Source organism: Polaribacter sp., assembly GCF_051251875.1.
Taxonomy (GTDB): domain Bacteria; phylum Bacteroidota; class Bacteroidia; order Flavobacteriales; family Flavobacteriaceae; genus Polaribacter.
The window spans coordinates 1-14569 of the sequence record NZ_JBPOGL010000034.1; the positions used below are offsets into that span (position 1 = coordinate 1).

The following is a 14569-nucleotide window of genomic DNA, read 5'->3' on the forward strand; positions in this document are numbered from 1 at the left end:
TTTTCGGGGTTTGATTTTATCTAAAATACAACTTATTTAATTGATATGCAAGTACTTATTTATTTCTGAAAGTGCCTTTATAAACTTGTAATTCTACAAAATATAAATTACAAATAGTTATGCAACTACATGTTACTTCTTTAAAAAACTTAAAATTTTATAAATATCTCCTGAAGAAATTGCACTAGCTATTGATTCTGAAGAGAACTTTCCTTTTAAAGCTACAGCATCAATATTATCGCCATTTTGTTTGGTTATTAAAACAACTTTATCCTTAAAAGAATATACACACTCTGTGCTGTTGCAAACATTCTGAGTAAGTTTATCTGAACTCACTTTACTTTTAAGCTCTCCTACAACTTCATCTCTAAACTTAGCATCAACTCCCGGAAAAGTAATGTACTTCATATCATCTACATTCTTTAATAATGAAGAGATAGAACTTCTTGTACTTGCAAAACTAACATCCTTTAACTCTGTAACCCTTAATGCAGGCCCTCTAGAACTTAAATTCTGATACCTCTCATAAACATCTAGTGCATTATTCATGGTATTAAAAGCCATGTCTACATCGCAACTAACAAATGTTAAAGAAGTTAAAATTGTAATTAATAAAAGTTTAATTTTTTTCATAACTTTACGTGAATTATTAATGATTTAGCCGTAAATATATAAAAAAAAATATATATGAAATATGCCTTTTTGCATTCAATCTATACTTTTATAGTGATTGGATTATTGTCTTTTGTCTTCTTTAATTTATCTGCTTTAGATATGGTAGACAAAGCTTTTAAAGATTTTAGTTATTTAGACCTGTTTCAATCAAAAAAAATATTTAAAAACGAACAAGTAAGTACAGATATCATCTTAGTAAATATTGAAAGAAAAAATAGATCAGAAATTGCTTTTTTATTAAATCATATTGCCAATCAACAACCGAAAACAATAGGATTAGATGCAATTTTTAACACTCCTAAAGATATTTTTGGCGACTCTTTATTAGCAGATGCAATTGATAAAAACAGGGCAAAAATAGTAAGCTCACATATTTATCCAGCAGTAAAAAACTTAGCACAATTTAATTCGGATCAAACGGGTTTTATCAACTTAAATTTAGCGGGCCAAGAAGATAAAGTTATCAGAAATTTTGTGGGTGAATATGAAAATAACCATTCCTTTGCGTATGAAATTGCAAAAAAATATGATAGTAATCTAAAAATAGACTACAACCTAAAACAGGTATTACCCATTAAATATTTTGGAAATCTTAATCAGTTTTTACATTTTAGCTATGCAGATGTAATGCAACAAGCCCAACTACCTTTTTTTAAAGACAAAATTATTTTGCTAGGTTATTTAGGAACGCCACTTGGCAGTAAATTTGATATTGAAGACAAACATTTTACACCCATTAATGAAAATTTTGCAGGTAAATCTATACCAGATATGTATGGTATTACCATTCATGCAAATATTATTAACATGTTACTAACCAATAATTTTATTACTCCTACGCCCTCTTTTTTAGTGTATCTATTAAGTTTTATAGCTGCTTTTTTATCGGCTTTATTATTTATGAAAATATTTAAAAAAGAGTATCCGTGGTACGGAGTAATTGTAAAAATTTATCAATTTGGAAGTACATTTCTTGTTTTATGGCTTTCCTTATTACTTTTTAAAGGAGGTATTAAATTTCCTGTTTTATTGTTAATTTCATCCATTGTACTTTCGGTAGAATTGGTTGTATATTTTGATTATTTATATAAATATTTACACAAAAAATGGAATATAAAAAACATTTATGCCTAGTCTTATTTACAACGTTCTTTCTATGTAGTGCTTTTTTAAGTGCACAAGAATCCTTGGTTTGTTTTTACAAAAAAGGAGAAATTAGTAAACGTTCTAAAAACCAAGAAAACAATTTTAAAATTGGGCAACTACTGTATGTAAAAGATTCTATTCTTGTTGCAGATAAAGCAGAAGTTACCTTAATAGATAACCTTGGAAATACATATAAAATAGCTAATAAAAGAAACTATTCTTTTGCTGATGCAGTATCTCTAAAAAACAATGCCAAAACCGAGTCTACAAGTAAAAAATACTTAAAATATGTGTATGCTCAATTTATGAATATTGAAGAAAAGGAAACCGTAAGCGGTGGTGTTTATAGAGGAAAAGAATTAATGTATTTACCTGATAACTATGCTTTTATCAACCAAAATAGTTTTGTAGATTTTAAGTGGAAAAACCCAGGAATAAAAACTTTCTTTTTAATTATTCGTGATCAAAAAAATAAAAAAATTATATCGAAATACAAACTAAACAGCACTTCTTTAGGTGTACAATTAAACAATAAAATTTATAAAAAGAATTCTCTTTATGAATGGACAATTTTAACGGATGAATTTGCCGATTTAAAAAAACTTCCTTTTTATGCCTTTAAAATAGTAAGCGATAAAGAGCATAAAAAATTAGAAAACAACGCAGATTATAACGCTAAAAAAGTAGTAGATTTTATTTTAAAAACGAAAGAATGAGAGTACTAATTGTATTCGTTTGTATTCTATTGAGTATACCTGGTTTTGCTCAAGATCAGTATAAACTTCATTTAAAGGACTATCATTCTACACAAATTACCGACGTTATTGTTACTAAAAATGAGGAAAGAATTATTACAATAGATAATTCTGGTAAAATTTTAAAGTACAATTCAAATGATTATAGTTATCACAGCACCTTAAAAAATAGTGATGGTTTTTTTATTGAAACGCCTCGTTTAATTTTTGATGGTAAAGCGTTAGTATACAAAAGCAAAGATTCTCTTTGGACTGTTAATTCTAATGGTAAAGTGATCACTAAAATTCCCTTAAAAGCAAGTCTCTTAAATAACCGAAAAAATGGTCCATTAATATTTACAGAAAAAATTGACATACTTTCTTCTGCCATTTTAATTTTTGATGACAATTTTAAACAAATAAATGCTTTTAAAACTAGTGATCTAGTTACAGCTGCAACCATTAGTGCAGATACTACTAAAATAGCATTTGTTGAAGAACATTATACAGGAAAACAAAAATTAGTTTGTAAAAATTTAAAGAGCAACACACTTTTATGGGAAAGTGAACAGAAAGATTCTCTTAAAATTATACATCCATTTATACACCAAAAAACCAACATTGTTTATGCCTTAACAATTTCTGAAAAAGAAAACCTACTCTCTATTTATTCCTATAAAAAGGGAGTAAGATCTAAAACCCCAGAAATTACCACACCTTGGCATAGCTTATTGTTTACTACCAAGGTTTCAGATTCTTTTGCAGATCACAACACTTTAATTATTACCAGTACTAGCTTTTTATCAGACAAACCATTACGTATCAACTTTAAAAACAACAAGTTTACCATCCAAAAAATAGCTTCTAAAAATAACAGCTATACAGCCGCATACCTTCAAAGTAAAAATGAAATACTATTTACAAATACTTTTAATGACAACTTTAATGATATTGCTACTTTTTCGGTTATTGATGCTTTAAAACTGAATAGAGAAAATATATATCCTAACTTTTCTCAAAAGTTTTATAACGGTCTATTTTTACCAGATAATGGTTTTTTAATGTATGGATTAGAAAATCAAGAATTAAAAATTAAGCATTTTACTAAAGGTACTTTTTACAATCGTTTTCATTCGTTAGATTTTAAAAATTATTTAGAAGTACATCATAATGTATATTTTAATTCTAATTATTTCTTCGATAAAATAAATGGTTGTTTGCTATTTCAAGGAAATACTATTTCTTTAAACGAAAGGTCTATTTTTAAATATCAATTTAAAGAAGACATCATTACTAAGATTCATAATTTAAAAGATTCCTATTCTAGTATTATAGATTATGACAACCATTCTAATTATTTACTTTTAAGTCCAGAAAAATATTACAATACAGGGCATACCAAACCTCAACCTTTGGCACTGGTTAAAAATGATGAAACCATCCCTATTCCGGGACTTTATAAGTTTGCTAAATTCTCTAATAACGCCAAACATATTTTAACCATTAATGAAAAAAATTTGGTACAAATTAGAACAAAATCTAACACCATCATTTTTGAAGAACAATTAAAAAGTGGTAATTATTTGTTGCATCAAGCAGACGATGGTTTTATAATTAGCAATTCATTTTTTCAGTCTGAATTGGGAAAGTGCTCTAAAGAAAGTATCTTTTTTATCCTAAAAGAAAACAACACTTTTATTTCAGAAAATAAACCTTGTATCTATATTAATGATTTAAGTTATGTAAATAATAAACTTGCCATGATTATTGAAGATATTGGTGTTTTTATGGACAATAAAAAAGTACCCAATAGTGCTTTTAAAAAGCCAAAAGTAATTTCATTAAATAAAGATGCTTCAAAATTAATGATAAGTTATGCAAACGGAAACACTAGTATTGTAGACGTAACAACGTTTGAAAACTTAGGAGGAATGTTTCATGCTTCTGCTAAAGAACATATTTTTTACAGCAACAATAACCATTACTTTAGCAACACAAATGCAAGCGATTTTTTATACGCCACAAAAGATAATAAGGTAATATCCTTAGAAAAAGCAGATCCTGTTATTTTTAAACCACAAGAAGTTTTAGCTATTTTTGGAACACCAAATCAAGAATATCTTACGCTGCTGAACAAAGCTATTGAAATACGAAAAAACAAAAAAGAATTTAATGAAATACAACCAACTCAAAAAATAGCCGCTTCATCTGCACCCAATAAAAAAGGAGACTTATACGTGGTAAGCATAGGTGTTTCTGAATATGAACAAGCTGCTTACAATTTAACATTTGCAGACAAAGATGCTTTTGACATTGCGAATGTGTACGGAAAACTAGACTCACTTACCAAAACTAATTTTAATCGTAAATTTTTAGGTGAAAATTATACCTTACAATCTTCTAAAAATAAAAATATTGGAAATTTAAAAAAATACCAGGGTATGTACACTTCAATCGGAAAAATGTACCCATTTGGAAGCAAAACCAACCTTTGGTTAGAAATAGACGACACGAACAATACTTGTTTTCTATGGGACTACGAGGCTCATAAAATTACAGAAATTACGTTTCCTAAAGATTTTAAAAAAGAACGCATTTCATTTTACAAACAAATTTATACCTCCAATTCAAACAATGAATTTTATCTTAGAACTCTTAATAATGATTTTTATAAATTTAAAGTAGAAACCAATAATTTTATTAAAATTGACCTGCCTTTTGATATTAATTTTGAACAAGAAGCAAATAATTTACAACCGCTTTTAAACAATAATTGGTTGCATTTTTCTTACAATAGAAAAACACTAAAAAATAAAATTGATATTTCTATCGGAAATTCATCAACAAAAAAAATAGCGACCACTACTTTTTATATAGATCATTATAAAGAATTTGGCAAACCAGCCATTAAAGAAGGAAATGCTTACAATCCGTATTTTAAAGACATTAGTAAGAATGGTACATTTTTATTGTTTAACGCTGGCGATGACGAAGCCTTTGTTCTGAATTTAGAAAAAGATTCAATTCCCATAAAAATACCAATTAAATTATCACATTTAGAGAAAGCCTCAATTTCTGAAGATGGAACAAAAATAACAGTTTTAAGCAGTAATTTAAACGAGTTTAGATACAAAACTGTTACCTATAATTTAAAAGGTGAAATTTTAGACAGCAATACATTTATTGATGAAAAGTACGCAATTAAAGGTATTTCTATTAAAAATGCCTCTCCAAATTGGATATTAGCATCGAAACCACTGGTTGATAAAATAAAATACAACATCAACAATAATGAAATTTTCTCAAATGCAAATCCCTTTTCTTTTCACAAAACTTATGTAAAACAACTCACCAATGAAGCTGCCACAAAAAAAAACATAGAATTTGAAATTGCACAGTTTTTAAAAAACACAAAAAAAGAAGATCAAATAATTATTTTTTTAGCAGGACACGGCGTTTTAGACAAAGCAAACAATTATTATTACGCTCCTTATAATATGGATTTTATAAATGTTACCAAAAATGGAGTTTCCTTTAAAACTCTTATAGAGAAACTGACTGTTTCTAAAGCTGAAAATAAGTTATTATTAATGGACACTTGTCATGCAGGAAATACCTTAGATTTAGACTCAGATTCACTAGAAAGCAACACAACAAATGCACCTAAAAATGGCGAAAGAGGAAGTGTAACTCAATCTACACAAAAGAAACCTAGATTTAAAGTATCAGAAATTGTAGGTACTTTATTTGATGATTTTTTATCTAAATCTGGCGTTACCATATTATCTGCTTCATCAGGTTCTGATGTTGCTTATGAAAACAAAGAATTGGGTAATGGCGCATTTACAACAGCATATTTAAAAATTTTAAAACAGCAGTTTGGTTATTTATACAAAGAAAAAGACATGCAAAAAGAGATTATTTTATCAGATGCTTTTATAAATAAAGTTTTAAAAGAAGTAATCTTATTAACAAACGGTAAACAAACACCAGATATTAGAGAATTAAATACTAAAACCGTAATTAAGGTCTGGTAATTTACTTCTCTACTTTTACTCAAAATACACAAAAGCCGCCCATTTTTCAGGTTCACCTCTGTATTTTTTCATCATCTGGTTTTGTGCTTCTTTAAACGCTTTTTTAGGATTGTTATAGGTTTTCCATTTGCTGTAAAACAAATTCATAAATTCTGCGGTTTCCTTATCTGGCACAGGCCATAAACTCATAATTATGGTTTTTACACCTGCCATTTTAAAAGCTCTTTGCAAACCATATACTCCTTCCGATCCTTCAATATCTCCTAACCCTGTTTCGCAAGCACTTAAAATTACAATATCTGTATTTTTAAAATCTAAATTAGAAATCTCTAAAGCCGTTAAAATTCCATCATCTTTATCATACGGATTGTTACCATGTTGCCAAGCATAGTTGGCATTTGCAAATAACAAACCAGAACGAAGCAAAGGATTTTCGGCTACATTTAATTTTTTTTCACCTCCAATAATTTCATTATTATTTATTTTTTCTTCTAACTTTGGAAAGAAAAAACCATGTGTAGCAATATGTAAAATTGAAGGACTTTTACCACTCAGTTCTTTAAAAGCTGTTTCCGTGGCATTATAACCAGAAAGTTGTTTACTGTTTTCTAAAACTGCTTTTATGTTTGTAATTTCCTCTTGTGTGCCCAATAAATAATCAAATCCATTTCTAGAAACATTTCTGTTTTTTTCGTCTCCCAATAAATTTTCGCCTTGCAAAATAGCATAAGTAGTGGCTTTTTTCTTTTTCGTTTTATCAACTTTATACTCGTACTTTACTCCTCCTATTAACAATGCGTCGTTTAAATTTGGCAGTTTATTATTAATATGTACATCAGCAGTATTTCCCATTTGTTGAATGTTGTACATCTCGCTAATTAATTTATTGTCTTTATTTGGCAGCGCTGCAAAAGGTATTTTATGCAACAATCCATCCGGAGAAAAATAAACAGTTTTACTATTTTTTAAATGCTTTTCTAAAGGTTGCCAAACTAGTTTGTAAATACTATCTGCAACAGCAAATTGGGCTTTTGTAGAGCTTAATTCTGACCCTCTAGTTTTGTATAAATTGTTGGGTGTTTTTGCTGAAGCAAAGTATGTATTTAATTCATGTTCTTCGAATAAATCTATTGCTTTTGGTGTTTTCCAATCTTTTTTATAGATGTAGGCTACATAAAAAACAGTGCTTTGATTATAGTTTTTGTTATAAACTTTATAATGGCTAAACTCAATTGCAATTTCATTTTCTTGTAAATTTGTTAATTTCCAGTCTTTCTGATATTTTTCTACTTCTTTAAAATACTTACTGTGAATTTTTATTATTTCTTTCTCTAAAGTTTCTAAGGCTTCTTTTTGTTCTAAAAACGATTTTGACCTCTTTTTAACTGCCAATTGGAGTTCTGAAGTAACAAATATCTTTTTATCTCTATACATTTCTATTTTTTCATCAATTTTTATATCGTTTAAACTTTTTAAATTGGTGAAAACATTTTTTGATGAATTTAATAAAAGCCCCTTTAACATTAAAATATTGTTTAGTAATAAAGTAGTACTTTCTTCTAATTTATGGGCAGGAAATTCTTTTGCCCTAAGAATTAAACTTAAAAGGTGAATATCTGTTTGCACTACATGGTTTATAAAATTCTTTTTTTCATCGGCAGACATAAATTTGAAATTTTTTTGAATGTTTTTAACAACAATATCATTTATTTCTTTACTTATTTGTAGCGTTTTCTTAAATTTTTCCAATCCAAAATAGACATTTCTTAAACGTTGATTCACCAATAAATAATCAGGATCTATAGTGTTTTTAATTTCTTTCTTTATCTGAATTAATATTTCCTTAGCTTCTTTAAATTTATTTTGCCTTAAATAAATTGTACCTAAGTTAAACATATAGCGTTTTTGTAACGTTTTTTCATTACTTAAAACAGCCATTTTCTCATGAGCCTTATCACTAAATTCTAATGCTTTTTCATAGTCACCAGAAAAGCTATATACATTACTGAATTCTAGTAATATTGAAAAAATATTCTCTTCATTATAACCAACATTTTGTTCTGCAATACTTAAACTTTCTTTTAATGCATTTAGCGTTTTATCAAATTCATACCTAAGCATATAATGACTTGCAATACTATTTAAAATAGAAATTTCAGCTAAATTATAACCTCCATATTTCTTTTTTATATTTAATAATGAATTTTCACAAATTTTTAAGGCTTCTTTACTGTTTCCTGTTTTTTCTAAAACGCTTGCATAACAGCTTAAAATAAAATAATAATCTTCATTCTCTATTTGATTGTCTTGAAAGATTTTTATACTTTCTTTAAATAAAAAAATTGCAGTTTCATAGTCTGCCAATTTTCCTTTTAATTCACCTATAATTGCTAAAGTTGTAGCGGTTTCAATTTTATTTTCACCTATTTCTTTCTGTTGAATTAAAAGGGCTTCATTATAATACTGTAAAGCTACTTTATAGGCGCCTAATTGTTCTGAAATACTTCCTAATTGCTGTAAACTTGCAACTACATTTATATCTTTATCACCATAAAATTCTCTCCTAATTAACAGTGCTTTGTTGTTTAAGTCTTGTGCTTTTGTAAAATCTTTAATCGAGTAAAAAGAACCTGCGAGTACCTCTAAATTTTCAGCATAATTAATAGAATTAGGACCGTAAATTTCACTAGAAAGTATGAGTGATTCTTGTACATATTTTAATTGGTCATCTTCTCTGTGAATCCTACCACTTACATTAACTAACTGATTAAGGTTTGAGAGGTAAATTTTTTTCGATTCTAAATTAATAATCTTAAAATTATTGAGTGTTTCTTTTAAGACAACAAAAGACTCTTCATAACGACCGGCAGTAGAATAAAGTCCGCCTAAAATTGCCTGTGTAGTGCTCACATCTACATAATTATTCTCTTTATTCTCTTTATTCTCGCTAAAAATCTGTAAAGCTTCTTCTATTTGTGAAATAGCTGTATTCGTTTCTTTTTCATAAGCATATAAAAGACCTAACAGTAACTTTATTTCGGCCAATAATTTTGTTTTAACCTTGTAATTAGCAGCATACAATTTAACTGCTTTTTCTGTTTTTACTTTCGCTAAATCATATATTTTACTTTTATAATAAAGCTTACCCACATGAAACAAACTCTCAATTTCGTTATATTCTTCAGAAGTTTTATCTATTTCTTGAGCATAAGAAAAAGTAAAAAAAAAGAAGAAGAATATTGAATAAATCATTTTCATATTCTCTACATCTTTAAATTAACGCCTGCTGGTTTTACCAATTTTAACAAATCTTGAAAAGCCTGAGTAACTTGCAATGCCATTTTATGACCATCTTCACTTGCAACTCCCTTAATTTTGCCATTTTCTTTATACGTAACGTTTATAGATCCCACATCTTTCAATACTATTTTAACAGGTTTTCCTATTTTATTGTACGTAAAAAGCAATTCTTTATCTGCTTGTAGCATGGTTTTAACTTTATCTTTTTCATTATAAATTAATTTTACCCAAACCTCTTTTTCATTTTTTGCGTAGGTTAAATTCGCTTTGGCATCATATTCAAATTCTGTAATTCCATCATTATTTTTTACATAAGTAATTTTCTCTAATGTTGGATGGTATTTCATATTGATAGAATCTCCACGAGAAGAATATTTTTTAGTAAGTAAACACCTATTGTTATACGCAAAGGTTGTTGTATGTCTACCTCTTTTAATGCTTATGGGCTTAAATCTACATAATTCGTCATATTCTGTAATTGTTTTTATCCCTGTAATTTTTGTAATAATTTTTTTTGTGTAATGATGTCCGTTTTCCTTTTTACCCATAAAATATTCATAGGTATTGGTAACCAATTTATCACCAAAACCCTTTTTAGTAATTGATGTAGCATAATGTGTATCATCTACAGAACCATCTTCATTGTAAAATACTTGATAATTATAATGTACAGTATTCCCACTTCTTTCTGTAATACTTTTTATATACATAGTTTTAGGGTGATACGTCATTAGTTGAGCATCTTCAGCTACTCCTTTTAATCTTACTGGGTTGTATATAATTTTAGTTAAATTATAACTTTCATCATATTCATATTTATACTGATAATGATAGGTGTCTATAGCATAAATTAATTTTTTACCTTCATAAGTAAATACAGCTTCTTTATCATTAAAACTAATTCTTGTTACAAAACCATTTGTATTGATGTTAAATTTTGCGGTAAAACCATCTGCTGTAGTTATGCTAGATAGTGTATTATTAGAATAAGAAAGGGTGTTAAATTTTCCATTTCCTAGATCGTATTTAATTAATTGCCCTTCTAAATTAAACAGTTCTGTTTTTATATTCGATTTTTCTTTTCTTAAATAACCTTCTTCTGTTAAAACAATTTGTTGGGTTGATGTAAAAAATGCGTTCCACTCCATTCCTACCGGAAAATCTTTAGTATACTCCAATACACCTTGTGCTACATAGGCGTCCCATTTATTTGTTCTATATGTAAAATCTGATTTTAATTTTTCAATTTCACTAGCAATTGCTTCCGGATTATTCAAAATTCCTTCTTCTTCTAAAATGACTTCCATTAAATCATCTATCATCATTTCAATTAAATCATTGGTCATTAAAGGCGATGTAAAAAGATTTGTATTTCCTGTTCCATGTTCTTTAACTTTTAAAGAACCATCTGGATACGCTCTTAGATATGTTTCAAATTTTGTTCCCCAACCATAACCAAATAAACCAACATAAGTAGATTTTGAGTTGTACGTTCTTGTAATGGATTCAAAAGCAGATTGGTATTTTTTTAAACTTACATCTGTATAGGAAATATAAAAATTACCATTGTTAATATTTACTCCAGCAAATAAGCCAAAGTTTAAAAAAGTAAAAAAGAATGATATTGCTAAAATTAGTTTGTTTTTCATTTTTGCAGTTTTTGAATAGCTTTCATAGTAGTAGTACTGTAATTTCTTTCTAAAAACTTATCTCTAAGCAAGATAGAATTTACTTTTTGTAAACTAGCTTTTGCTTCTGTACCCTTATTTTGTAAAGAATACACTAAGGCTTGTAAAATATAATTAGGTGTTGGATTTATTTTTTGTAATGCTGATAAATATACCTGTGCCTTGTCTTTTTCTTTTAAATCGATATAAATTTTAGTCAGCAATTCATATTTTTTTATTTGCCAACTTTTGGCTGCTGAAAAAGAATTTAGTTCTTCAATTAATTCAGCTGTTTTATGAGACTCATTTGTAAAATAGTACCATTCTGTCATCGCAAAAACAGTTGCCAAACTTGAATCTAATTGATAGGCTTGCTCTAAAACAACTTTTGCTTCTTCTAGGTGATTACTTCTTTTGGCTTTTCTAGCTTGCAATAAATATAACTTCGAAAAACTAGAAACTTTATGATTATACGGATTGTATTTTGCTGCCAACTTAAAATAATTGGTTGCCTCCTCATATTCTTTAGCAAGCAATTTACAATACCCCAAATTTGAGTATCCTTTGGCAAAAGTACCATCTACTTGTATGGCTTTTTGATAATAAAGAATAGCCTTTTCATATTCTTTTTTACTGTAAAAAGTATTTCCAAGAAGGTTGTACAAAAGTGGTGCTTCCGGATTTCTTTGAATCACCTTTTGTAACATTTCTATAGATTCTTCATACTTTTTTTCTGAATTTAATAAAGTAATAAGCCCCTTATACGCAGGCATATAAAAGGAATCGGTTTGTAAAGATTGCTCAAAATATTCTCTTGCTTTTTCTTTATTACTTAAACCATTGTTATAATAATTTCCTAAATAGTAGTAGGCGCTGGCTTTTTTAGGATTCTTTTTAATACCTGCTAGAAATGAAGCCAATGCTTCGTCATTCTTTTTTTGTTTTTTAAGCAACCAGCCTTTTCCTGCATAAGCCCAAACGTAAAACGGATTGTTTTTAATTGCAATTTTATACAAGCTATCTGCTTTTACCAAATCAGTATTATTCTTAGGATATCTTCTTAAAAAATCTGCGTATTTTGCATATCCTCCAGAAAAATAGGGTTCTAATTTAATAGCCTTTTGTAATAATTGTTTTGCTTTTTGCGGATCAATATTTTCATCAATTAAAATATCTGCATAACTAAAAATAGAATACACGTCTGTGCTATCTTTATCTAAAGCTTCTAAAAAATAATCTACGGCCTTTTTTACGTTTCCTTTGTTTTCGTATAAGCTTCCTAAATTGCGTAAGGTAATAGGTAAATACGTTCCGTTTACTTCTTTTACTTTGTGATAATACATTTCTGCCTCACTATACTTGCCTTTTGCATTGCTTAAAACGCCCAAACTATTATATACATTGCCATTAGTCTGTTTTTTAGAAAGCGCAATTTTTAAATATTTAATTGCGTTCGGATAATCACTTTTATCGTAGTAGTTTAAGCCCATATTATTAAAAGGAAAAACCCAACTTGGTATTAATTTCTGTGCTTTTTCATAATGATCAAAAGAACGTTTATAATCTTCTTCATAATTTAAAACAATCCCCAAAGCATTGTGTATGTATGCTGCTTTGGTTTCCATTTGCAACGCTTTTTCTAACTTTTGTTTTGCAATTGGATATTTTGCCAGCTGTTTATTTCTGATAATAGCATACGCTTCTAAAAACAATTTACTTGTTAACATACGCTGATAACTAAAATTGTCTTTTTCTAGTAAATCCAAACAAATCTCTAAGTGTTTGGCATTTTTAACAAACGTATTTCCGTTTGGTAAAACGGCTACATTGCCAATATAATCGTTAATTAAAAGTTGTGCTCTGGTAGAAAGCGCAACAATTAATTTATTTTTCATTAATTGAACTATTTCTTCTTTGTTTCTTTGCTGTTTTTCTGCTTTCTTAATTATTTCATAAGCACTTTCAGAATTTCCATAATAATTTTCAGTTGCCAATGCTTTATTAAATTGTTGAATGATATCAGAATTTAAATTTAAGAGCATTTCATTTTTACTAGAACCACTTCTGTTTAGTAATAAGTTTTTTATTCCTGATGGATTTTGTACTTGTTCTAAGGCTTCTTTTTTATCATTAGCAGTAAGGCTTCTAAAAAAATCTGTAGAAGATTTAGATTTTACCATTGGAGTTTGCCTGTTGTTGGTAGCCAATTTTACATTGACATCTAAAAAGCTTTGCAACTCAAAATATTGCAATTTATTATCTTGTAATAAATCGGCTGCGCCCATTAAACCTAATACCAAATAATAGGTAAAATATCCGTTTCCTTTTTTTACTTCATTAATGGTTAAGTTGTCTCCTTCATAAGACAATTCATTAGGATTACAACTTAGTAATTTTGTAGAATTTTCTAGATATTTATTAAAGGTTTCTAAGTTATTTTTTGTTCCTTCGGAAGATAAATATCCAGACCTACAAGCGTCTAAAACCAAAATTATTTTAGCTTCTTTGTTGGCAATGGCATTTACAGTTACACTTATTTCATGAAAAGGCACCACACCTTGTGTACCATAAAACTCACGACTATCATTTACATTTGAGGCTAGCAAAAACCCAATCTTTTCTTCTACATTATCCTTACTTACAACATCTCCATGACCTGCAAAAAACAGGTATACAATATCATTTTTCTTGGTAGATTTAATTAATTGCTGTAACCCGTTAAGAATGTTAAATGAGGAAGCTTCTTTATTGGTGAGTAGTGTAATATTTTCTTCTTTAACCTTTTCTATTTTGGTTAAGTATGATGTAAAAAGCTCTGCATCATCATCGGCATATTTAAGCGTTAATTTAGAAGAATCATATTCAGATATTCCAATAACCAGCGCTCTTTTTGTGCCTATTACAGTATCTTTTTTAGTACTTTCTGTAGTAGAACCTCTTTCATTTTCTTGGGCATGTAAAAAAAAAGCGCCCAGAAAAAAAATAAAAAATATTCTAAACTTCATACGCT

Annotated in this window: 7 protein-coding genes; 3 read left to right on the top strand and 4 right to left on the bottom strand. The window is 28.2% G+C overall.

Annotated elements, in window-relative coordinates; genetic code table 11:
- Positions 1–132: 132 nt before the first annotated feature.
- Positions 133–633, bottom strand: a complete 501-nt coding sequence (locus ACSHW5_RS13725) for a hypothetical protein (protein WP_435676715.1) — start codon at positions 631–633, stop codon at positions 133–135.
- A 54-nt stretch (positions 634–687) separates the two neighbouring features.
- Between ACSHW5_RS13725 and ACSHW5_RS13730 the strand changes: the two genes are divergently transcribed.
- From ACSHW5_RS13730 to ACSHW5_RS13740, 3 genes are read left to right on the top strand one after another with little or no spacing between them, the layout of a single operon-like run.
- Positions 688–1809, top strand: a complete 1122-nt coding sequence (locus ACSHW5_RS13730; protein ID WP_435676716.1) for a CHASE2 domain-containing protein — start codon at positions 688–690, stop codon at positions 1807–1809.
- Complete coding sequence (locus tag ACSHW5_RS13735; protein ID WP_435676717.1) at positions 1782–2537, top strand: hypothetical protein; 756 nt, start codon at positions 1782–1784, stop codon at positions 2535–2537. Before ACSHW5_RS13730 ends, ACSHW5_RS13735 begins: the two co-directional genes overlap by 28 nt.
- On the top strand, positions 2534–6592 hold the full coding sequence (locus ACSHW5_RS13740; RefSeq protein WP_435676718.1) for a caspase family protein: 4059 nt from the start codon (positions 2534–2536) through the stop codon (positions 6590–6592). Before ACSHW5_RS13735 ends, ACSHW5_RS13740 begins: the two co-directional genes overlap by 4 nt.
- Before the next feature lie 15 nt (positions 6593–6607).
- On the opposite strand, the gene ACSHW5_RS13745 is transcribed toward ACSHW5_RS13740, so the two are convergent.
- The 3 genes from ACSHW5_RS13745 to ACSHW5_RS13755 are packed head-to-tail and all read right to left on the bottom strand — an operon-like array spanning position 6608 to position 14564.
- Entirely contained in the window at positions 6608–9844 is a 3237-nt protein-coding gene (locus tag ACSHW5_RS13745; protein WP_435676719.1) for a CHAT domain-containing protein, read from the bottom strand.
- Positions 9845–9855: 11 nt separating this feature from the next.
- On the bottom strand, positions 9856–11541 hold the full coding sequence (locus ACSHW5_RS13750; RefSeq protein WP_435676720.1) for a DUF6531 domain-containing protein: 1686 nt from the start codon (positions 11539–11541) through the stop codon (positions 9856–9858).
- Positions 11538–14564: a tetratricopeptide repeat protein gene (locus ACSHW5_RS13755; protein ID WP_435676721.1), complete on the bottom strand. Its 3027-nt coding sequence runs from the start codon at positions 14562–14564 to the stop codon at positions 11538–11540. The genes ACSHW5_RS13750 and ACSHW5_RS13755 overlap by 4 nt, the downstream gene beginning before the upstream one ends.
- Positions 14565–14569 lie beyond the last annotated feature (5 nt).